This window comes from Pseudomonas sp. WS 5078, assembly GCF_012985745.1.
GTDB classification, from domain to species: Bacteria; Pseudomonadota; Gammaproteobacteria; order Pseudomonadales; family Pseudomonadaceae; genus Aquipseudomonas; species Aquipseudomonas lundensis_A.
In genome coordinates this window covers 1-20919 of record NZ_JAAQWX010000010.1, presented here as the reverse complement: position 1 = coordinate 20919, position 20919 = coordinate 1, and the positions used below count along the sequence as shown (strand labels likewise).

19 protein-coding genes and 1 pseudogene are annotated in these 20919 nt (G+C 58.9%); 11 read left to right on the top strand and 9 right to left on the bottom strand.

Going from position 1 to position 20919, the window contains the following annotated elements:
• Positions 1–627 precede the first annotated feature (627 nt).
• From HBN68_RS14450 to HBN68_RS14425, 6 genes are read left to right on the top strand one after another with little or no spacing between them, the layout of a single operon-like run.
• A complete protein-coding gene (locus HBN68_RS14450) occupies positions 628–2703 on the top strand; it encodes a type VI secretion system tip protein VgrG (protein WP_169965092.1) in 2076 nt (691 codons plus the stop codon).
• 37 nt (positions 2704–2740) lie between these two features.
• Entirely contained in the window at positions 2741–3550 is an 810-nt protein-coding gene (locus HBN68_RS14445; protein ID WP_169965094.1) for a DUF4123 domain-containing protein, read from the top strand.
• Positions 3547–4068, top strand: a complete 522-nt coding sequence (locus tag HBN68_RS14440; protein WP_169965096.1) for a DUF3304 domain-containing protein — start codon at positions 3547–3549, stop codon at positions 4066–4068. The genes HBN68_RS14445 and HBN68_RS14440 overlap by 4 nt, the downstream gene beginning before the upstream one ends.
• The gene (locus tag HBN68_RS14435; RefSeq protein WP_169965098.1) at positions 4053–4586 is read left to right on the top strand and encodes a DUF3304 domain-containing protein; all 534 of its coding nucleotides are present in this window, start codon (positions 4053–4055) and stop codon (positions 4584–4586) included. Before HBN68_RS14440 ends, HBN68_RS14435 begins: the two co-directional genes overlap by 16 nt.
• Entirely contained in the window at positions 4571–5104 is a 534-nt protein-coding gene (locus HBN68_RS14430) for a DUF3304 domain-containing protein (protein ID WP_169965100.1), read from the top strand. The genes HBN68_RS14435 and HBN68_RS14430 overlap by 16 nt, the downstream gene beginning before the upstream one ends.
• A complete protein-coding gene (locus tag HBN68_RS14425) occupies positions 5089–7719 on the top strand; it encodes a DUF2235 domain-containing protein (RefSeq protein WP_169965102.1) in 2631 nt (876 codons plus the stop codon). Before HBN68_RS14430 ends, HBN68_RS14425 begins: the two co-directional genes overlap by 16 nt.
• 55 nt (positions 7720–7774) lie before the next feature.
• Here HBN68_RS14425 and HBN68_RS14420 read toward each other — a convergent pair whose 3' ends face one another.
• The 3 genes from HBN68_RS14420 to HBN68_RS14410 are packed head-to-tail and all read right to left on the bottom strand — an operon-like array spanning position 7775 to position 12413.
• Entirely contained in the window at positions 7775–10852 is a 3078-nt protein-coding gene (locus tag HBN68_RS14420) for a MexW/MexI family multidrug efflux RND transporter permease subunit (RefSeq protein WP_169965104.1), read from the bottom strand.
• Positions 10849–11976: an efflux RND transporter periplasmic adaptor subunit gene (locus tag HBN68_RS14415; protein WP_094992644.1), complete on the bottom strand. Its 1128-nt coding sequence runs from the start codon at positions 11974–11976 to the stop codon at positions 10849–10851. The genes HBN68_RS14420 and HBN68_RS14415 overlap by 4 nt, the downstream gene beginning before the upstream one ends.
• Before the next feature lie 23 nt (positions 11977–11999).
• Positions 12000–12413 carry a VOC family protein gene (locus HBN68_RS14410; protein ID WP_094992643.1) on the bottom strand — a complete coding sequence of 138 codons (414 nt, stop codon included), beginning with the start codon at positions 12411–12413 and terminating at the stop codon, positions 12000–12002.
• 47 nt (positions 12414–12460) lie between these two features.
• Between HBN68_RS14410 and HBN68_RS14405 the strand changes: the two genes are divergently transcribed.
• Positions 12461–13387 carry a LysR family transcriptional regulator gene (locus HBN68_RS14405; RefSeq protein ID WP_094992642.1) on the top strand — a complete coding sequence of 309 codons (927 nt, stop codon included), beginning with the start codon at positions 12461–12463 and terminating at the stop codon, positions 13385–13387.
• Here HBN68_RS14405 and ribD read toward each other — a convergent pair.
• The 6 genes from ribD to HBN68_RS14375 all read right to left on the bottom strand — a co-directional run bounded on the left by ribD (position 13366) and on the right by HBN68_RS14375 (position 19263).
• Entirely contained in the window at positions 13366–14472 is a 1107-nt protein-coding gene (gene ribD, locus HBN68_RS14400; protein WP_169965106.1) for a bifunctional diaminohydroxyphosphoribosylaminopyrimidine deaminase/5-amino-6-(5-phosphoribosylamino)uracil reductase RibD, read from the bottom strand. The two genes, HBN68_RS14405 and ribD, sit on opposite strands and share 22 nt — an antisense overlap.
• The gene (locus HBN68_RS14395; RefSeq protein ID WP_094992640.1) at positions 14469–16169 is read right to left on the bottom strand and encodes a WD40 repeat domain-containing protein; all 1701 of its coding nucleotides are present in this window, start codon (positions 16167–16169) and stop codon (positions 14469–14471) included. Before HBN68_RS14395 ends, ribD begins: the two co-directional genes overlap by 4 nt.
• A gap of 136 nt (positions 16170–16305) precedes the next feature.
• Entirely contained in the window at positions 16306–16905 is a 600-nt protein-coding gene (gene ribA / locus HBN68_RS14390; RefSeq protein ID WP_169965108.1) for a GTP cyclohydrolase II, read from the bottom strand.
• A gap of 39 nt (positions 16906–16944) precedes the next feature.
• Positions 16945–17895 (bottom strand): SUMF1/EgtB/PvdO family nonheme iron enzyme, encoded by a 951-nt coding sequence (locus HBN68_RS14385; protein ID WP_094992741.1) that lies wholly within the window; start codon positions 17893–17895, stop codon positions 16945–16947.
• Between the two features lie 92 nt (positions 17896–17987).
• Complete coding sequence (locus HBN68_RS14380) at positions 17988–18725, bottom strand: class I SAM-dependent methyltransferase (protein ID WP_094992638.1); 738 nt, start codon at positions 18723–18725, stop codon at positions 17988–17990.
• Between the two features lie 91 nt (positions 18726–18816).
• Complete coding sequence (locus tag HBN68_RS14375) at positions 18817–19263, bottom strand: DMT family transporter (protein WP_094992637.1); 447 nt, start codon at positions 19261–19263, stop codon at positions 18817–18819.
• Positions 19264–19463: 200 nt separating this feature from the next.
• Here HBN68_RS14375 and moaC point away from each other — a divergent pair, with 200 nt between their 5' ends.
• The 4 genes and pseudogenes from moaC to HBN68_RS22260 form a co-directional block, all read left to right on the top strand.
• Positions 19464–19937, top strand: a complete 474-nt coding sequence (gene moaC / locus HBN68_RS14370) for a cyclic pyranopterin monophosphate synthase MoaC (protein ID WP_094992636.1) — start codon at positions 19464–19466, stop codon at positions 19935–19937.
• The gene (locus HBN68_RS14365; RefSeq protein WP_094992635.1) at positions 19934–20179 is read left to right on the top strand and encodes a MoaD/ThiS family protein; all 246 of its coding nucleotides are present in this window, start codon (positions 19934–19936) and stop codon (positions 20177–20179) included. The genes moaC and HBN68_RS14365 overlap by 4 nt, the downstream gene beginning before the upstream one ends.
• 2 nt (positions 20180–20181) lie before the next feature.
• The gene (moaE, locus tag HBN68_RS14360; protein ID WP_094992634.1) at positions 20182–20652 is read left to right on the top strand and encodes a molybdopterin synthase catalytic subunit MoaE; all 471 of its coding nucleotides are present in this window, start codon (positions 20182–20184) and stop codon (positions 20650–20652) included.
• 106 nt (positions 20653–20758) lie between these two features.
• Positions 20759–20919, top strand: a pseudogene (locus HBN68_RS22260) (hypothetical protein); the annotation flags it as partial.

Here is a 20919-nt window from a genome sequence, read left to right as displayed (position 1 = left end):
CATGGGCCGCCCGTTTTGTTTCAAAACTACCCCTCCAATCCGCTAGCGATAAATGGTCAAGTGCGCAAGAAGTTGCGCACTGTTTTGTGGATAACCCTGTGCATACATTGCTACGGCCCACATTCCCATTGGTCTGTAGAGGAGTGCGCAAGAAGTTGCACAGCACTGCGCAACTTCTTGCGCACTTTTTCCCTGTTTTTGGCCCCCAAAACACCCTCTCAAAAAACCTGTTTCGCTATGTATTTGCTTTAAAAGGAATTCTTAAAAGCTGGCACGAACCTTGATTAATCGATTCAGCGCTTGTCCGGCATTGTGGCCTTTCAAGTGCCTGTTTTCAGCAAGGAGAACGTTCATGGCGAAGTCGGATTTCACGTCCTTCACGGGGCCTGCGACTCAGACGAATGACTGCCGTTGCGTGTGCCGCAGATTCATTGGGCGCGACCTGTCAGGACGCTGATGAAAACCAGTCCTCGGGGCTGGGCTTCAGCCAAAAAGTGTCGGGATGTTTGGGTTCCGATGCCGGGTGTTCGCCTGTCGGTTGCTACCGACCTGCTGCCTGAAGGCCACCCTCGTTCAACACGAGGGTGGCCGTTCCTAACGTTAAGGTGTTCACCCGAGGAGTAATGGATGTTCAGCCCAGCCAACGAAACGCAATTTACGCTCACCATCAAAGGGCTCAATCAGGATCTGCGTGTCCTCAAATTTCATGGGCAGGAGACGATCAGCTCACCCTTTGCAATCATTGTTGAGCTCGTCAGCGAACGCGCCGATCTTGACCTTGAACGCTTGCTCCACCAGCAGGCATTTCTGGCGTTCAACCGCCATGGAAACGGCATTCACGGGCAGATTTATCGCATTGAACAAGGCGAGTCGGGCAAGCGCCTTACCCGTTACAGCCTGACGCTGGTGCCCCACTTGGCATACCTGCGCCATCGCACCAATCAGCGGATCTTTCAGCAGCGCACCGTGGCTCAGATCATTGCCAGCGTACTTGAAGAGCACGGTATTCAAAGCGATACCTATCAGTTTCAATTGAATGCCAGCTACCCGCCGCGTGAGTACTGCGTTCAATACGACGAGTCAGACTTGCACTTCATTCAGCGGCTCTGTCACGAAGAAGGTATTCACTACCACTTTCAGCATTGCGAACAGTCCCACTTGCTGGTGTTCGGTGACAATCAGACCGTCTTCCCCCGACTGCCCAAGCCCACGGCCTACGTGCAGGGCAGCGGCATGGTGGCGGATGAGCCTGTGATCAAACAGTTCAAGGTGCGTTTTGAAACCCGCCCCAGCCGCGTTACTCGCCGGGATTACGACTTCGAAAAAGCCGGTTTTCTGATTGAAGCCGACCACCGTCCGCAAGCGCAAACCCCGCAGCCCGATCTGGAGGACTACGACTACCCAGGGCTGTTCGTAAAGCAAAAACGTGGCAAGCCCTTGACCCAGCGCGCCCTTGAGCGCCATCGCGCCGACTACCGTCAGGCCGAGGGCAAAAGCGATCAGCCGACGCTGGTCACGGGGCACTTCCTCTCCCTTACCGAGCACCCGCGCAAAGAGTGGAACGACCTGTGGTTGCTCACTGAAATTCACCATCAGGGTTATCAGCCGCACGTGCTGGAAGAAAACATGACCCAAGACAGCGCCCCAGAACCCGACGCGTTCGAACAGGGCTATCGCAACACCTTTTTGGCCACCCCTTGGGATGTGTTTTATCGCCCCAAACAGGCTTACCCCAAACCCCGGGTGCTGGGCAGCCAGACCGCATTGGTGACCGGGCCGGCAGGTGAAGAGATCTATTGCGATGCCCATGGGCGCATCAAGGTCAAGTTCCATTGGGACCGCGAAGGCAAGGCGGATGACAAGGCCAGCTACTGGCTGCGCGTAGCCTCCAGCTGGGCGGGCAGCAGCCACGGCGGCGTCACGATCCCGCGTGTCGGCATGGAAGTGCTGGTCACGTTCCTTGAGGGCGACCCGGATCAGCCTGTGGTGAGCGGTTGCCTGGCCAACAGCCTTAACCCGGTGCCTTATCCCTTGCCCGCCAACAAAACCCGCACCGTATTGCGCAGTCGCAGTTCACCGAACAGCACCGGGTTCAATGAACTGCACCTCGAAGACCGGGCGGGCCGGGAGCTGATCTACCTGCGTGCCCAGCGCGACATGCAACAAAAGATCGAGCATGACAGCCGCCTTGAGGTCGGTAACGAGCGGCATGAAACCATCATGGGCAACAACATCGTGGTGCTGGAGGGCGAAGACCACCGCACGGTGGCCGCCGACCGTAAAGTCGAACTCAAAGCCAACGATTACTTGCACGTCGCCAACAGCAGCCACACCCGTGTGGGGCAAGTGCTGGTGGCCGAAGCCGGGCAGCAAGTGCACATCAAGGCCGGGGCCAACCTGATTCTCGACGCAGGCTCGAGCCTCACCCTGAAAGCGGGCGGGGAACACATTGTCATTGGCGGCGGGGGGATATTGAGCAGCACACCGATCCAAATCGGCGGAGCCCCTGCCAGCGGCACGGCTGCCGCCCCTTTGCTGCCAGGGCTGCTCGGGTTATCGGCGGCCCCTTCGTTGCCAGAACAGTCGCGTGATCCGGCAGCGCGTGCGGCAGGGCAACCTGAAACGCCTTTTCCCCCTAAACCGGTCTGCCACGACTGTTTGCTCGCCGCGCAGGCCAGGGCCGAGGTGTTGGTCGCGCGTTAAGTCGTCTGTAGCAAAAACAATAAGAGAAGAGAAAGCCATGATATTGACCGCAAAAGACTGGCTGCATTACTTGATGGACGAGGCGCGCACGACGGGCATCCAGCATCTGGATCTGCTGCTAAACGGTGCCGTCCTGCCTGACTCGCTGTTACTGCCGCTACTGGAACAGGCCCCTGAGCCGGAATTTGCCTGGCTATTTGAGCACACGCCGGAGCAGGCGTTGGCCCACCAGGGGCCTGCATTAGTCCGCATTACCCTGGGCAATCAAGCGCAGTATGCGGCGGCGGTTGACTTGCTCACTGCCGTGCACGCGCACTTCGGTGTGCTGGCCCTGATCAGCCGCTGGCCCTTCGACAAGCTGACCGCGCACTTGCGTGGCGCCACCCAAGCGACCTGGAATAAAGGCACCCACAGCGGTGTGTTGCGCTACTACGACACGCGCCTGTTCAGGCCTTTTTGTGAGCAACTTGATCCTGAGCAACTCAAGCCATTCCACGGGCCTGTGTGCCGCTGGCACTGGATCGACCACGATGGCAAAAAAGCCTCGCTCTCAGGCCTGGATATCAACCCCAGAGGCCACAACGGCCTGACCTGCCTGACCCTGAGCAACGCGCAGATCGAGCACCTGCACGCCGTGAGCGCGGCCCTCCAATGGATCAAAAACAATGACTGCACGCCGCCTCACTATGGGTTCACCTCCCATGAATCCCTGATTCGTTGTCTGACGGGCATCCACCTGGACCTCAGTCGTCAGCAGTTGGAAAAGCCGCAGCATGAAACCTTCATCGTCAGTGCACTGAGTGAGCTGCGTCCCCTGAGCCTCAGCGACAACGAGGCCACCTCATGACACGCACAGCCTGGATCCTGGCGATCACCTACCTGACGCTGCAAGGCTGCACCCCGCCAAAGCCCGTGCGTCTGGGTGCACCCATTGAGGGGTATAGCCATACCTCGGCGGCGATTAACCGGTTTTCTGTGAATGGGGCGGGCGGGCCGAACATCAGCCCTTATAGCGGCGGCGGCAAACAGAATTGCTGCGCGTCGCTGCCGGTGAAATGGCACCCCGGGCTGACGGTGGTGGTTGAGTGGGTGAAAGATCCGAATCCGTATGATTCAAGAAATTGGCCAAAACCCCGCTATTCAGATGCTTGGAGCAAGGCAGCCAGAGCGCATGAAGCGAAGTACACCCATCATCGGGCCGTTGTGCCTGTTGCGCAGTATGAGGATTTAGGAATTGTAAATGTGCATTTCCTGCCTTGTAACCAAGTAGCCGTTTCTGCTGGGGCGACTTATCCGGGTCGTCCTGATTATCCGTTTCACTTCCCTCAAAAAATGCAGGAGCCCGCCACATGTCCAGAATCCTGATCCGAGTCCTGTGGCTGACGTTGATCAGCGGTCTTTCGCTGCAAGGCTGCACCCCGCCAAAGCCCGTGCGTCTGGGCGCACCCATCGAGGGATACAGCCATACCTCGGCGGCGATTAACCGGTTTTCTGTGAATGGGGCGGGCGGGCCGAATCTGGCGCCGTATGGCTACGGGGGCGGCCAAATGTGCTGCGCGTCGCTGCCGGTGAAATGGCACCCCGGGCTGACGGTGGTGGTTGAGTGGGAGAAGGATTCCAATCCATATGACTCAGTCAATTGGCCTGATCCACCGTTTTCTGATGCTTGGAGCAAAGCAGCCAGAGAGCATGAAGCGAAGTACACCCATCATCGTGCCGTTGTGCCGGTTGCACCGTATGAGCGAGTGGGCGCAATCGATGTGCACTTTCTTCCATGCAATCAGGTTGCCGTTTCAGCCGTGGCGATGTTGCCAGGGCAACCCGGCTATCCGTTCAACTTCCCTCAAAAAATGCAGGAGCCCGCCACATGTCCAGAATCGTGATCCGAGTCTTGTGGCTGACGTTGGTCAGCGGTCTTTCGTTGCAGGGCTGCGCGCAGCCTGAACCCGTGCGCTTGGGAGCCCCAATCGAGGGGTACAGCCATACCTCGGCGGCGATTAACCGGTTTTCTGTGAATGGGGCGGGCGGGCCGAATCTGGCGCCGTATGGCTACGGGGGCGGCCAAATGTGCTGCGCATCGCTGCCGGTGAAATGGCACCCCGGGCTGACGGTGGTGGTGGAGTGGGAGAAGGATCCTGATCCGTATGCCTATGGACGCTGGCCTGAACGGATATTTTCTGATGCGTGGAGTAAACGCATGGAAGAACACAAAGCGCGTTACACCCATCATCGTGCGGTTGTGCCGGTAGCACCTTATGAGCGAGTGGGCGCAATCGATGTGCATTTTCTTCCATGCAATCAGGTTGCCGTTTCAGCCGTGGCGATGTTGCCAGGGCAACCCGGCTACCCGTTCAACTTTCCTCAAAAAATGCAGGAGCCCGCCACATGTCCACAACCATGAATTCATCTTCGAAAAAACCGGCTCCGGAATTTATGAGCCCTACGCCTTATTTCAAGGAAGACGGGTTGCTGCCCAAAAAGCCGGGTGATGTGTTGCGCAATTATCGAAAGCAACAAGCGGCCTTTCATGGGTTTGAGCAAGCGGCGATGAGTGCTGCCTGGGCCGCGGGGCACGCATATGCGGGCGCTCCGTGCATGAAAATTGTGACGATCAGCCTGTGTTTTGACGGTACGAACAACCATGAACCGTCCGACAGTTTGGCCACGCCTTCAACCACAACCAACGTAGCGCGTCTCTACCACGCGAGTTTGGGGGGCTCTGGTTTCGAAGCAGAAGAGAGGGAGGGGTTCTACCGGTATTACATGCAAGGTGTTGGCACCGAGTACAAGGAAATAGGTGAATTTGAACCCAACAGTGACGGCCTGAAAACGGCGGTTGGCGGTGAGAATCGAATCAACTGGGGTATTACCCGTTTGATCGATGCCCTTCGAAGAGCAACAGGTTTATCGCGTCTTGAAAATGGAGATGCCTACAACCTTGTTAAAGATATGGACACCAGCCTCACCGAAGACTTACTCGGCGTTTCGCTTTTCAAAAACAGTTATACCCGCCGCCAGGAAGTACTGGCCGCCCCGCTGGCCGAACTAAAAAGCCAGATTGCCGCTGCACACACGTCTAAAACCATTCCTGAAATCAAAGCCGTGCGCCTGTTCGTCTATGGCTTTTCCCGTGGCGCAGCCCAGGCGCGGACGTTTGCCAATTGGCTGGAAGCCCTGACCAAGGTCGAGGTGGAGGGCAGCACGTGTTACCTGTTCGCTGGCCTGCCTATCAAGATCGTGTTCATGGGCCTGTTCGATACCGTGGCGTCGGTGGGGATACCGTATATGGTGCCCTTTGCCGCCGGGCACATGGGCTGGGCCTACGGCAGCCTGCGCCTGAGCGATGACGAGGCCTTCCTTAAGCATTGCGTGCACATGGTGGCGGCCCATGAACAGCGCAGTTGCTTCCCGGTGGATTCCATTCGGCGTAAAGCCGACCCGGACGATCCGATGTGCCCGTCCACTTACCGCGCAGGCACGGCGGAGTACATCTACCCCGGCATGCACTCCGATGTGGGCGGCGGTTACCCGCCCGGCGATCAGGGGAGGGCGTCAGAGGGTGGGGAAGAGGTGGTGTCGCAGCTCGCTTTGCACCACATGTATGACGAAGCGTACAAAGTCGGCGCGCCATTGCAAGCTCCCCCTGAAGCGTTTAATGAAGCGTTAATAAATGAGCGCCCTTGGCTAGTGATGAGTGAATCAACGTCCCTTGAATTCGCCGTTGGCCCCACCGTCATCACCCGTTTCAACACCTGGCTCAATGCCATGGACAATGGTCCGCTGGAGGAGGTGATGAGGCGCGAGGCGGGGTTGATCACCGGTTGGCGGATCAGCCGTTATGCCAAGGGCCGGGCCACGGATACGCAGTCTTACAGCGATGTGATGAGGGATGGCCCGACCAAAGACATGAACCCTGACGAGGCCGATGCTTTCAACGCGTTGCACGCCATGCAACTCAAGGAAGATGTTGCCGCGCTGGCGGGCGCGCCTGCTCCCGTTTGGACCGAGGTCCAGCAGGCCGAAAAAAAAGCCAACGAAGCCATCAAAAAGCAGTACGAGGAACGCAGCAAGACCACGCCCGTGCAGAGGTTCAACACCAGCAAGGTGTACGAACCGTCCCTTGATTACCGGCAATTGCGCAATGCCATGGCCGATTTTCGACGCGACTACGTGCCGGAGTGGAACCTGAACCTCAGCGAGATAATCAGCTTTGGAACGCTTGGCAACACGTTTTTCGGCGGGTTGGTCTACATGACCAATGAGCAGGATGAAGCGCAGCACTATGCCGATATGCGCAGGGATGGGGAGATCAGTTATGGGCAACTGTTTGGCCATGATGGTAAGGCGTTGAACGACCGTGTGTTGCCGATCATCCGCCTGTTTGATGAGCATGTGCATGACTCCCGCGCCTGGTTCATGAACGCGCAGTTGAATGAACGCGAGCTGTTCAGTGATTACTTCCGTTACCGCGGCATCTTTTTCGACAACGAGTCCAACAATGAATTGACGCTGCTGGTGACCACTGAGCGCGTGGTGGGCGTGGCGGTGGCCGTGGCCAGCATCGGCCTGAGCGTCAAACGCCATGACCCGCGCTTTCTGATGGGGCTGATGATCCCGACCCTCGGCACCCCGGTGTTTCGCGGCAAAGTGGGCTTCCCGAGCATCAGCGCGTTTGACACCGTGACGCGCCGCGCCCTGCCCATGGTTGAAGGGCTGACCTCAATCCGCGCCTTCAGCAAAGACACGGCCAGCGCCGTCAAAGCCGCCCAGGCCTTGCCGCTGGCGCCCCTGCTGAGCGAAGCCACTGCCACGACCGAAGACCTGATCGCCATCCTCAAAGGCGAACCCGCCGAGCTCCCCGTCCCAAGTAAAGCGGAGGTCGCGAAACGGTCGGCCTACCCAGCCACCCGGCGCGGCGTCGCGGAGATCGACCCTAATGATCAGGCCATCGCAGCACTGGTCGGCGGCTACGTCATCGGCAAGCCCTACGATTTTGATATCGAGTCGATTGTGTAGCGGCGGTGGTGGGCCAGCGCGGGCTGGCCTTGGTTCGCAGGCTTTTTACAGGGTTTCAGGCCTGCCGTAGGGGGGCTTTTTCCAGCGATATCCCGTGGGGCTCCGGTGCCGTGTGCCGTTTTGAGATCAGGGTGTAGATCGACGGCAATACAAACAGCGTGAACAACGTGCCCACGACCATCCCCACCACAATGACGATCCCCAACCCGAATCGGCTGCTGGCCCCTGCGCCGCTGGCAAACAGGAGCGGCACCAGGCCCACGACCATGGCGGCGGTGGTCATCAGGATCGGGCGCAAGCGGATGCGTGCCGAGCGGATGATGGCATGGGCTGGGGAGCAGCCGCTGGCCTGTTGCAGTTCGTTCGCAAACTCGACCATCAGAATCCCGTGCTTGCTGATCAGACCGATCAGCGTCACCAGGCCGATTTGTGTGTAGATGTTGAGCGTCGCCCAACCCAGCGCCAGCGGGATCAGGGCGCCGCAGATCGACAGGGGCACGGTAATCAGGATGATCAGCGGGTCGCGCAGGCTCTCATACTGTGCGGCCAGCACCATATAAATGACGATGATGGCGAACACAAAGGTCAGCATCAGCGCGTTGCCTTCGTGAATGAATTGCCGCGAGTCCGATTGCCAGTCGTGGCTGAAGCTGGCGGGCAATTGCGCGCTCTGATTGGCCAGAAAAGCCACTGCTTCGCCAAGGCTCACGCCCGGGGCCGGGATGCCCTGAAAGGTGGCCGAGTTTTGCTGGTTGAACTGTTTGAGGCGGTTGGGCTGGATGTCACTGTGCAGGCTGACCACGGTCGAGAGTGGCACTTGCACGCCGCTGTCGGTGCTGACGTAGAAGCCGTTGAGAGCGTCCGGGGTCAGGCGGTGTTCGGCTTGCGTCTGCGGGATCACGTCGTAGGAGCGGCCCTGCAAACCAAAGCGGTTGGTGTAGTTTTCGCCCACCAGCACCGCCAGTGTGCTGGCGATGTCTTGCAGACGAATGCCGAGGCTGTTGGCTTTGCTGCGGTCGATGCGCACTTCAGTCACCGGGTTGTTGAAATCCAGATCACTGTCGACCACCGCGAACAGGCCGCTGGCCCGCGCCTGTTGCTTGATGTCCTGCATGGTTTGATACAGCGCGCGGTAATCCTCGGTGCTGCGAATCACCAGTTGCACCGGCAAACCACCGGTGGAGGCGGGCAGGGGCGGCATCTGGAAGACAAAGATCGAGTTGCCTTCCACGGCGTCCACCTGTTGTTGTAACTCGTTCTGGATCTGCGCCGCACTGCGGTCGCGCTGGCCCCATTCGCTGAAGTTGATCCCGGCGAAGCTTGCTGCAACGCCGTCGGTGCCGTTGATGATCCAGGTGCTGGTGGTTTCCGGAATGTTGGCCAGCAGGTCGCTCAGTTGGTAAGCGTAGCGCTCGACGAAGTCGAGGTTGGCGTGCTGCGGGGATTTGATCGCCAGCAGCAGGTTGCCCTGATCTTCATTGGGCGCCAGTTCCTTGTCCGCGTGGCCGTACAGCAGCGGCAGGCTGAGCAGCACCAGCAGGCCGAACGCAAGTACCGCGCCGCGGGCGCGCAGCGAGTGCACCAGCCCACGTTGATAGAGCCGCGACAGACGATGAAAGAAGTGCTCGGCCAACAGGCTCATGCGGCCTTCACTCTGACCGGGGGGCAGGAGTTTGGCGCACATCACGGGGGTCAGGGTCAGGGCGATCACGCCGGAGACCAGCACCGCTCCGGCGAGCGTCAGGGCAAACTCCTTGAACAGCGCGCCGGTGAGGCCGTTCATCAAGCCAATGGGCATGTACACCGCGGCCAGGGTAATGGTCATGGCGATGACCGGCGAGGCGATTTCCCGTGCACCGACCAACGCAGCGTCAAGCGGCGCCCGGCCTTCCTTGATGTGGCGATGGATGTTCTCGGTCACCACAATGGCGTCGTCCACCACCAGACCGATGGCCAGCACCATGGCCAGCAAGGTCAGCAGGTTGATGCTGAACCCGAACATGGCCATCAGTGCCAGCGCGCCGAGCATCGACAACGGGATGCTGAGGATCGGGATCAGTACCGTGCGCCATGAGCCCAGGCACAGAAAGATGATCACCACCACGATCAGAATCGCCTCAAGCAAGGTCTCGATCACCTCCAGAATCGAGGCTTCGATAAAGTGCGCCGTCTCGAACGCCAGCGCCACGTCGACACCGGGCGGCAGGGTTTTCTGGATGTCGGGGAGCAGGCGCTTGATGCCGTCGACGATCAGCAGCGGGTTGCCTTTGGGCGTGGCGTACAGGCCCAGATGAACCGCGGGTTTGGCGTCCATCAGGGCGCTGGTTTCATAGGCGGCGGAGCCCAGTTCGATCTCGGCAATGTCGCGCAGGCGCAGCAGGTGGTCGCCACGGTTGCTGATTACCATGTCGCGAAATTCATCGAGGGTGTTGAGGTCGCTGTTGACCTGAATCGAGGACACCACGTAGTGGCCTTTGATCTGCCCCGGTGCGGCCTGGAAGTTGTTGGCACGAATCGCCTGTTCCACCTGTTCGGCATTGATGCCGTGGCCCGCCATGCGCTGCGGGTCGAGCCACAGGCGCATGGCCAGGCGCTGGCCGCCAAAGGTGTCGACCTTGGCCACCCCTTCAATGGTGGAAAACAACGGCTGCACCACGCGGCTGAGGTAGTCGGTCAAGGCCGCGGCGGACAGGGTGTCGCTGGAAAAACCGACATAGGCCACAGCCGTGGAGTCCCCGGCCGAGCGCTCGATGACCGGGTCATAGGCTTGCTCGGGCAGGCGGTACTTGACCTGATTGACCTTGGCAATCACTTCGCTGAGCGCCTTGGCCGAATCTTCGTTGAGCGCCATGCGCAGGGTAATCACGCTGTGGCCCTGCACCGACGATGAACTGACGTAATCGACGCCTTCCACTGATGCCAGCGACTGGTTGATCGGTTGGGTGATGAAGCCTTGCATCAACTCGGCGGGCGCACCGGGGTAATCGGTGCTGACGGTAATCACCGAGCTTTCCAGCAGCGGGTACTGGCGCACGGGCAGGCCCATCCAGGCTTTGAGTCCGGCCAGCAGGATCATCAGGCTGACCACCAGGGCGAGCACCGGGCGGTGGACGAATATGTCAGTGAATTTCACTTCTGCGCTCCTGGTTCGGCGGCCAGAGCGGTGCTGGTTACCGGTTCGATGCTCACGCCATCACTGAGCTTGATCTGGCCCGACGTCACGACCTGATCATCGGCCGACAGGCCTTTTTCGATCACCACCCATCCATCGCGGCGCTCGCCGGTCTTGACCGACACGCGGCGTACCGTCGGCGCACTTTTTTCATCATGTGCCGGTTGCACCACGTAGACGTCTTCGCCATAGGCGCTGTAGGTGACGGCGGTTTCTGGCAGGCTCAAGGTGTTTTCCGGCATGGCCTGGGGCAGGCGCACCCGCGCAAACATGCGCGGCAGTGCTGACGCGGGGGGGGCTTGCAGGCGCGCTTGAACACTCAATGTGCGGGTGCGGTCCAGAAACGGGTCGACGCTGCTGACCACTGCCGTGACCGCTTGGCCGGGCAAGGCATCGAGTTCAATCTGCAAGGGGCTGCCGGTTTTGAAATGCGCCAAGGCTTGTTCGGGCACGCTGAAGTTGACGAACAGCCCCTTGTTACCGATTAGGTTAATCAGGGTATCGCCGGGGTTCACATATTGGCCCACGTGCACTTTGCGAATACCCAGCGTTCCGGCAAATGGCGCGCGAATGGTGCGCTGTTCAATCTGGGCCATGAGTTCCTGCAAGGCCCCGCGTGCGGTGGTGTATTCGGCCTGGGCATCGTCCAGGGCTTCGCGCGACACCGCGTTGGAGTGAATGAGTTGTTTCAGGCGATCAAGGCGCACACGGGTGTTGTCCACCTGACCTTGCAGGCGCACCTGTTGCCCGCGTTCCGGCGCATCGTTGAGGCGTACCAGCACCTGGCCGCGCTCAACCCGTTGCCCGGACTCAATCGGCAGGTCAACGATACGGCCGCCGATTTCGGCCGGGACACTGACTTGTTCCACGGCTTCCAGCTCGCCGATGGCTTCCAGATAGCGGGTGAAGGGCTGGCGACTGACCGGCGCCACTGCCACTTTTACCGGTGCCGCGACATACCCCGCCGCCGCAGGTTGTTGCCAACGCCACACCGCCCATGCCACGCCCGCAAGCACCAGAGCAATCAGGGCCCAGAGGGTTTTGTGCCGGATCAGCGGACGGGTTTTTGCAACGACGTGAGGCATGGTCTTTTTCCTTAAAGATGCAATCAGTAAATCGGCCAACAGCCCGGCGTGAGCAATTCGACGAGGTTATGGTCCGGGTCGCGGAAATAAATGCTCGAACCGCCCTTGGGCCATTGCGTGCGGCCTTCGATGGCCACGTCGCTGTCGGCCAGGTTTTGTTTCCAGCGAGGCATGTCGTCGGCGTCGATGGCGAAGCACACGTGAATTCTGCCGTGGGCATCGTGCGGGGGGATTTCGCCGCCGCTCAGGTATTTGGTCTCAAGTGACGCCCCGCGCTTAAACAGCAGCAGCGTGTTGAGATCGCCTACGTTAAACGCGATCAACACGTCGCTCTCAACCATCACCTCCAAATGGAGGGTTTTGTAGTAAAAATCTTTTGCTGCTGTAAGATCTTTCACGTAAAGAGCGGTTTCAATAATCCGTTTGAGTTGAAGCATGGGGCGCTCCCTATCGGGAAGGTATTCCCGGATTTGTGAATGACAGGATGGTCATGGTTTTACTGCGCAATATTGATTTGAACTTGTTAGTGGTGCTCGACGCATTGCTGACCGAAAAGCATGTGACCCGCACCGGGGCACGGCTGCACTTGAGCCAGCCAGCCATCAGCCACTCGCTGAGTAAACTGCGGGTGTTGCTCGACGACCCGATCCTGATCCGCCAGGGCAGCGAAGTGGTACTCAGTGCACTGGCGCAAAACCTTCAGGCACCGCTCAAGGAAATCCTCAGCCAGATCGAAATCCTGCTCGGCAAGTCGATTGACTTTGTGCCTGCCAACTCTCATCGCACCTTTCGCCTGGCGATGTCCGATTACGGCGCGGCGATTGTATTGCCCAAGCTGTTGCGGCAACTGCGCGCCGAAGCGCCGAACACCACGCTGGTCGTGACCCAGGACAGCCGCCACGGCATGTTCGAACAAATTGCCCAAGGCAAGATCGACCTGGCGCTGGGGGTGTTTCCTAACCTCAGTGCCGACATCTCCAGTGAAGTGCTGTTTGAAGAAACCTTTTCCTGCCTGCTGGATCGCAGCACGTTGCCGGCCAGCGGTTTGCTGGATTTGGACAATTACTTGCTGCGCCCGCATATCTCGGTCTCGGTGGACGGCTGTTCGAACGGTGAAATCGATCGCCTGCTGCGCGACGAGGGCTTGCAGCGCCGCATCGCGGTCAGTGTGCCGCACTGGCGCACGGCGCCGAGCATGATCAGTAATACCGATCTGATCCTCACGGTGGCCACCCGTACCTTGCATAACGCGCTGCTGGACGAAGAGCTGGTTAGCCTCAGCCCGCCGTTGCCGATTCCGCCGTTTCCGTTTGTGCAGATCTGGCACAACCGCTTCGGCGAAGACCCAGCGCACATGTGGCTGCGCGAGCAAGTGCGGCACGTGGTTGCTCATGTGGCCCCCGCGACCTGAGCCGGGCGCAAGCGCAGGCGCAGGTCCTGACCCAATTGCGTGACATCGAACAGGGTAAAGTTCAGCGCTTGCTCAAGGTGCACCAGCTCCGGCATGTGCACCAACGGCCGTGCCAGATTGCCCAGCAGCTTGGGTGCCATGTAGAGCAATACTTCGTCCACCAGACCAGCGTTGAGAAATGCCCCGGCCAGCCTCGGACCTGCTTCGACCATGACGTCGTGTAACCCGCGCTGGCTGAGCTGACTCAACAGTTCATGCAGGTCGAGCCCTTCGCTATCGCCGTGGAGGCGCAGCACGTCAGGGGGCTGAGTCACGGGCAGGGGCGTGTCGTGGCGTACCACACGCAGGCTCGGTGCGTTGCCGTTAAACACCTGCGCACTGGCCGGTACACGTGCGGCGCTGTCGAGCACCACGCGCAGCGGCGCAACGGCTTCGGGCGATGAGAGCTGGCGTACCGTGAGCAGCGGATCATCCCCCAGCACGGTGCCGCTGCCAGTGATGATGGCGGCACTGCGGGCCCGCCACTGCTGCACATCGGCACGCGACTTGGGCCCCGTGATCCACTGCGAACGGCCATTGCCCAGCGCTGTGCGTCCGTCCAGGCTCATGCCCATTTTGAGCTGCACCCAAGGACGCTGGCGCTCGATGCTGGACAGGAAGCCGCGGTTTAACTCACTCGCGGCCTCGCGCATCAGCCCCACCCTGACCTCAATACCGGCGGCTTTCAGCGCGGCAATCCCCTGACCGTTGACCTGTTTGAACGGGTCTTCAAGGGCGACGATCACTTTGCTGACACCGCTTTCGATCAACGCCTGATGGCAGGCCCCCGTGCGGCCAATGTGGCTGCACGGCTCCAGCGTGACGTAGGCAGTCGCCCCTTTGCTCAGGGCTCCCGCCTGACGCAACGCAAACACTTCGGCATGCGGGCCACCGGCCCGCCGATGCCAACCTTCACCCACCACACAACTGCCGTGAGCGATCACACAGCCCACCCGGGGGTTGGGCCATGTGGAGTGGCTGCCACGCTCAGCCAACGACAGCGCGTGTTGCATGTGCTGAAAGTCGACTTCGGTGAAATAGGTCATGACAGCAGCGGCCTGCCTGCATTGGCCGTGATCGGGTAAATGCGGCCGTCGTAGGCGCTGGCCAGAAAGCCATTGCCGTTAGCAGCCTGGGTCAGGCAGGAGATCCCGCTGGCGGTCGGTTTTTCAAACTTCTCCCACTGGCCGCTGCGCACATCAAACAGGGCGACGGTGCCGCCGTAGCTGCCGGTGGCGATCAGGTTCTGGTCCTTGGAAACTGCAATGCACTTGATCGAATGGTTGTGCGGGGTTTCGAACACTTCGCTCTCGCCATTGCGCCACAGGCGCAGTTTGAGGTCGCGGCCGATGCTGGCGAATCCACCCTCAATTTGCGTACAGCCGTTGGAGATACGGTCGTGCGCCTTGTCCAGGTACGTGTGTTCAGTGAAGTCATCTATGTTGAAGAACGCCGCTGCCGCGGTGGCGCAGACGCTGAAGATGTAGGTTTCGTCGGCCGCAATGCCTTTGATGGCGTTGTCGTGCATGGCCACTTCTGTGAGGAAGACGGGCTGCTGATTATCCAGTTTGAATATCAGCGCTTCACCGGTGTACGTGCCGATGGCCGCGTGCAACTGACCGTCTTTGATGAACGTGGTGCCGCAGTTCAGGGGCGAGCGGTGCTGGTAAATTGCTTGACCGGTGCGGGCGTCGAATACCGTGCCCATCTGGCCGCCAGTGAGCACGCTGTCGCCGAACGGCAGCAGGAAGTTGCACAAGCTGCCAGCCTTGGTGTTGGCCACACCGTTGACGTGCAGGATGCCCGCGTCACCGATGCTGAAGATGTCATCGTTGACCAGTGCCACGGCGTTTAGGCTGATGGCCGGTTCGATGCCGTCCAGATCCCAGACCTGAGTGCGGAAGTTCCAGGTCGCATAGCTTGAGCCGAAGGTCACGAACGCAATACGGTCTGTACCGAGCAGGGCGCAGCTGCGCGGCCAGATAATGCTGGGCAGGGAGGTTTCGGCGGTTTTTTCCAGCCGGTTCTGGCTGTTCAGGTGCCAGAGCATCACGGAACGGTCATAGCTAAGACTGATCAACAGGCGCTGGGTGTCATCCCAGATGATGCGCTTGATACCGGCGGTGTGGGCCGGTTGCAGGAACGTGCCTTGCGCGCTGATCAACGAGATTTTGCCTTCATCGTCGCCAGCGAAAATGATGCCGTCGCGCGACAGGGCCACGGTGTCGGTTTCAACCCCGCCCAGGTCGATGATTTCCAGTTGAGCGCCAGTCATGGCGTCCCAGCGGCGGATCGAGCCGTCGTCGCTGCTTGAGACCAGCGTGGCGCCGTCAGCGGCCCAGCACACCGAAATGACATCGGCGGTGTGGCCTTTGAGGATGCGCAAGGTGCGGCCATTGAGGTCGAAAATGCGCAGCGTATGGTCGCGTGAGCAAGTGGCTATGGTTTGCCCGTCCGGCGAGAACGCGGCCATTTCGATGTCGTCATCGTGGCCGATCAGCACCGCTTTCATGCGCAGGCTCGGTACTTCCCAGACGCGGGCCGTGTAGTCACTGCTGGCGCTGACCAACAGGGTGCCGGTGGGGTTGAACGCGCACTGGTTGGCGAGGTGGTCATGCACCACACGCTGAATCGGGGTTTTGGTCTTGGCGTCCCAGAGGATGACTTGGTTGTCATAACCGGCAGTGGCGACATAAAAATCTTTAAACGTGGCGATACCGCTGATCGGGCCGAAGTGTTTCATGTTTATTCATCCTGACTATTTAGAGGTGCGTCATCCACTCATGTAAAACAGACCGTTTACCGGGGCTGGCGAGCACAGCAAGTTCCGCGCGTCGATGCCCATGCGGTAGAAATCGAGGGTGTTTTAAGGCGCGGACTTATTTGAACAAGTTGATGTGGTGATTCTTTTTATTGATCTTGGCTTGTAAATAAGGCCGGTTGTGTTGGGTCAGAAATACACCCGTGGGGATAACGTCATCCACCTGCACACCATTGTTTTGCAGGGCAATCACTTTCTCCGGGTTATTGGTGATGACCCGACAATGTTGCACTCCTAGCGCTTTCAACATATTGGCCGCTTCCGTGAAGTCGCGATCATCTTCACCAAAGTTCAAATGTTGGTTGGCTTCAAACGTGTCCATGCCCGTGTCTTGCAGGCGATAGGCATCGAGTTTGGCGTATAAACCAATTCCTCGGCCTTCCTGGCGCAGATAAATCAAATAACCGCCTTCTTCGTGCATGCGTTCGATGGATTCGGATAATTGCGGGCCGCAATCGCAGCGCTGAGAACTGAAGACGTCCCCGGTCAGGCATTCAGAGTGCAAACGCACCAGTGGGCTGTTGATCGACGCCGGGCCCAATTTGATAACGATATGTTCCTTATCGGCCTCAAGCCCCGTAAAGCTGTAAAACGTACCGGGGATACCTGATTCATTCAGGTGAATATCGACCTGGTTTCTAACGCGCAGCGGGTTCATAGAGTTCCTTTCTAATTAACGGTTTTTTATTAGTTATGGTTACAGCGTTTCAGCGAGCCTGAAGCCCATGACATAAATCTCGCGCGGGTATTTGCCATGCCGACGGCAATTGCGTGCCAAGTCGCGAAACCGTGTAAAGCTGCCGCCGCGCGCGATGCGATGTGCGCCTACCACGGTGACCAGGTCATCGCTGATGGCTTGGCCGCCAGGGTAGGGCGCGTAGTCATCGGCCACGTATTCTTCAACGTTGCCTGCCATGTCCAGGCAGCCGAATGGCGATGCGCCCAACGGGAACATGCCGACTGGCGTGGTGTTGAAAATGCCCATTTCGGCGGTATTGGCGTGTTCCGGCAGAAACTGCTCACCCCATGGAAACTCAAGGTTCTCCGGTCCGGCGCCAGCGAATTCCCATTCCGCTTCGGTGGGCAGGCGGAAGGTGCGACCTGAACGCAAGCTCAGCCACGCCACATAAGCGTCCGCGTCTTGTGCACTGAGGCCGTATACCGGGTGATTCGACCGCTCCACCGGGAATTGGCCAAACGCCCAGTTACCCGGTATGCGCGGCTCCAGCGAATCTTCGAGAAAGGCTTTGTATTCCAGGTTGGTGACCGGGTATTTGCCGATGGCGTAGGGCTGCAACTGCACGGTGTGGCGCGGCACTTCCTTTTCAATCCAGCTGCGATCCAGGCCTAGCCCCTGCATTCTGTCCATGACGCTGTCGACCTTGGCTTCATCAAGCCCGGTGTCAATCCAGCCGCCTTCAATGCGGATCATCGGCGGGTTAAGCACATCCAGGCGCGGGTCTATCGTCTCGGCCAGGTAGCGGCCGGCCGCCAATCGCAGTGGCAACGGCGATTGTGGGTCTTCCACGCGACGGCACAGCACACTGGCTGGCGCCTGGGTCAATTGTTGCCACTCGGCCAGGGGCAAGGCCAGATTGAGGCCGGACTGGAAGTGCGTTCCCAGCCCCATTAATTGGCGATCAGTCATTTGCGCTGTCAACGGGCCGTCAAACACCGGCCAGTGAGGGAACGCCTTGGATGTGTTAGCCACGTGGAACTCCAATACAAATGAAAAGGGTGTCAGAGGGTGCAGACCAGACCGGTTTGCAAGCAGTTGCGCTCAAAGTCACCCCAGTAACCTTCAGGGAATTTCTGGCGATTGGTTTTGGAGATCAACGGGCGTTGCCAGTGGTAGTCGCTGAACCCTGCTTTGCGAATGGCCCGTTCGTAGTCCTCGTGGCTCCAACGGTAAAAAGTGAATTCGCTCGGTGGTGTGGTCACAAATTCAGAGGGGCAACGAAATCCGCCTTCGTGCGGGTTTTCGCTTTTGACATGGACGCCGTACTGGGTGAAGTTACCGTCTTCAAGGCGGAAACTCGGGTCGACGGTGTAGGCGATCAGCTTGCCGCCGGGCTGCATGTTCCGAGCTACGGCTTTGAACATCGCTTCCAGTTCGGCGGGTGACTGGGCGTAGTTGAATAGCCAGGCGGCGGTGACACGCTCAAATTGCCCCATCACCGGCATCTCGCAGACGTTGGCCACGTGAAATTCAATGGCTTCGTTGTTGCGCGCAGACTCCTTGCGGGCCAGCTCGATCATTGAGGGCGAGATATCAACACCCACCACTCGAGAGGCGCCCTGGCGATACAGCTCGCGGCCAAAATAACCGTACCCGCACGCCAGGTCCAAAACGGACTTGCCTTTTACATCGCCCACCATATGAAAGAACGTTTCGGTTTCCACCGAACGTTGGGAGGCGGTGTCAGTAAACGCTTCAAAACGATCGCCAATGGCGTCATACGCGGTAAAAGAACTCATTGCTCACCTATTAAATGTGATTACTGTTATTAAATGCCGACCCCTGAGGGAGGCCGGTGGATAAACTTTTTCTGTTTTCACGTGTTGGTAATTAACTGCGTACCGCAATTAAAAAGCCGGCCAGTACAACGCTGATGCCAATCATCTTTTGCACATTGAGCGGTTGTTTGGGTAAGCCCACTAATCCGAAGTAATCAATGATCACAGAAATGGTCAACTGGCCGATAATGACGGCCATGATGAAGTTAAGTGCACCGAGCTTTGGCACTAATATCAGGGCGGCGGTGATATACAAGACACCGGCAATACCGCCAAACCAAATCCACCATGGCCCTTCTTGCAATGCGCCAATCGTGGGGCGGGGCACTTTGAAAATCAGCATGACCACCATTACAGCAATGCAACTGACCACCAATGAAACGGCCGTGGCCCACAAAGGGTGACCTAATAACACGCCCAGTTTGGCGTTCGTGCCGGCTTGCAAGGGCACTGCAAAACCCGCCAGCAAACTTAAGGCAATGGATACAAGTAAACTCATGGTGCGTGCCGTCCTTTTTTTTAATCTTGTACGGCGAATATAAAAACAGGGCCAATTCTTTGTTCTAATGCGCGATATTCGTGAGGTCGATTGCCTGGCTGTAGCCCTCGGACCCTATGGCCTACAGGCCGCCGGGCAATCGAGCGTGCGCATCGTGTGGAGGCAGGTTTACAATCAGCGCACTTGAAGGGAGTAACCCAGTGCTGACTCATTTGGATTCACAAGGCCGCGCCCACATGGTGGATGTCACCGATAAAGCCGTGACCTTTCGCGAGGCGGTGGCGCAAGCCGTGGTGCGCATGCGTGCCGAAACCCTGGAGATGATCGTCAGTGGCGGCCACCCCAAAGGCGACGTATTCGCCGTAGCCCGAATCGCGGGTATTCAAGCGGCCAAGAAAACCTCTGACCTGATTCCTCTGTGCCATCCGTTGATGCTGACCGGGGTCAAGGTTGAACTCAGCGCACAAGGCAATGATGCGGTGTTGATTGTGGCGCGCTGCAAGCTTTCGGGGCAGACCGGCGTCGAGATGGAAGCGTTGACGGCCGCCAGTGTCGCGGCATTGACCGTGTATGACATGTGCAAGGCCGTGGACCGCGGCATGACCATTGAAAGTGTGCAGGTGCTGGAGAAACGTGGCGGCAAGAGCGGGCACTTCAAGGCCGATGCGTCATGAAGCTCAACGTCATGTATTTTGCCCGTTACCGTGAAGCCTTGGGGCTGGACCGTGAACAGATCGAGGGTGTTTTTTCGTCCATTGAAGCGCTGCGTTCGCACCTGTTGCAGCGCGGCAGCGTGTGGGGTGTTCTGGCTGAGTCGAACCTGATGTGTGCACGTAATGAAGATTTGTGCAGGCTCGATGAACCTTTGACAGACGGCGACACAGTGGCGTTCTTTCCGCCGGTTACGGGAGGCTGAACATGGCTATTCGAGTCCAGTCTGCGGCATTCGATCCAGGGGCTGAGGTCAACGCCCTGCATGCCGCCAACGCGGGTGTGGGCGCCGTGGTGAGCTTTGTTGGCTATGTGCGCGACTTCAATGACGGGCACGACGTGGCGGGCATGTTTCTGGAGCATTACCCCGGCATGACCGAAAAAGCGCTGGGCAAGATTGTCCTTGAGGCCGGGCAACGCTGGCCGTTGCTCAAACTCGAAGTACTGCACCGCATAGGCGCACTGCAACCCGCAGAACCCATTGTGTTTGTCGGGGTGGCCAGCGCCCATCGTCAAGCGGCGTTCGATGCATGTGCTTTTGTGATGGACTACCTGAAAACCCGTGCACCGTTCTGGAAAAAAGAACACACGGCCGAAGGCCCGCGTTGGGTCGAGGGCCGTGCCAGCGATCATGCGGCGGCTGATCGCTGGACGTCGCAGGAGCGCGGCGAACAATAACCAGCCACACGGTGATCCTTTTCTTTTAAGACAGTCAGAATCGTCCTACACGTGATCCTTGGATTAATCCGGTAGCGTTCAGCCCTCTGTTTCAGAGGAGCCTCGGATGTCCACCTTTACCCGCCAAACCCGCTTCGAGCTCACCCTCATGGGCAACGACCAGCCCTTCTCGGTGCTGGCCTTCAAAGGTGAAGAGGCCATCAGCGAGCCGTTTTCATTCGACATTGAACTGGTCAGTGAGCGGGCCAGTCTTGACCTTGACGCCCT

Coding starts and splice junctions, on each gene's coding strand:
- HBN68_RS14450 (WP_169965092.1), top strand. CDS start 628: ATGTTCAGCCCAGCCAACGAAACGCAATTTACGCTCACCATCAAAGGG.
- HBN68_RS14445 (WP_169965094.1), top strand. CDS start 2,741: ATGATATTGACCGCAAAAGACTGGCTGCATTACTTGATGGACGAGGCG.
- HBN68_RS14440 (WP_169965096.1), top strand. CDS start 3,547: ATGACACGCACAGCCTGGATCCTGGCGATCACCTACCTGACGCTGCAA.
- HBN68_RS14435 (WP_169965098.1), top strand. CDS start 4,053: ATGTCCAGAATCCTGATCCGAGTCCTGTGGCTGACGTTGATCAGCGGT.
- HBN68_RS14430 (WP_169965100.1), top strand. CDS start 4,571: ATGTCCAGAATCGTGATCCGAGTCTTGTGGCTGACGTTGGTCAGCGGT.
- HBN68_RS14425 (WP_169965102.1), top strand. CDS start 5,089: ATGTCCACAACCATGAATTCATCTTCGAAAAAACCGGCTCCGGAATTT.
- HBN68_RS14415 (WP_094992644.1), bottom strand. CDS start 11,976: ATGCCTCACGTCGTTGCAAAAACCCGTCCGCTGATCCGGCACAAAACC.
- HBN68_RS14410 (WP_094992643.1), bottom strand. CDS start 12,413: ATGCTTCAACTCAAACGGATTATTGAAACCGCTCTTTACGTGAAAGAT.
- HBN68_RS14405 (WP_094992642.1), top strand. CDS start 12,461: ATGGTCATGGTTTTACTGCGCAATATTGATTTGAACTTGTTAGTGGTG.
- ribD (WP_169965106.1), bottom strand. CDS start 14,472: ATGACCTATTTCACCGAAGTCGACTTTCAGCACATGCAACACGCGCTG.
- HBN68_RS14395 (WP_094992640.1), bottom strand. CDS start 16,169: ATGAAACACTTCGGCCCGATCAGCGGTATCGCCACGTTTAAAGATTTT.
- ribA (WP_169965108.1), bottom strand. CDS start 16,905: ATGAACCCGCTGCGCGTTAGAAACCAGGTCGATATTCACCTGAATGAA.
- HBN68_RS14385 (WP_094992741.1), bottom strand. CDS start 17,895: ATGACTGATCGCCAATTAATGGGGCTGGGAACGCACTTCCAGTCCGGC.
- HBN68_RS14380 (WP_094992638.1), bottom strand. CDS start 18,725: ATGAGTTCTTTTACCGCGTATGACGCCATTGGCGATCGTTTTGAAGCG.
- HBN68_RS14375 (WP_094992637.1), bottom strand. CDS start 19,263: ATGAGTTTACTTGTATCCATTGCCTTAAGTTTGCTGGCGGGTTTTGCA.
- HBN68_RS14365 (WP_094992635.1), top strand. CDS start 19,934: ATGAAGCTCAACGTCATGTATTTTGCCCGTTACCGTGAAGCCTTGGGG.
- moaE (WP_094992634.1), top strand. CDS start 20,182: ATGGCTATTCGAGTCCAGTCTGCGGCATTCGATCCAGGGGCTGAGGTC.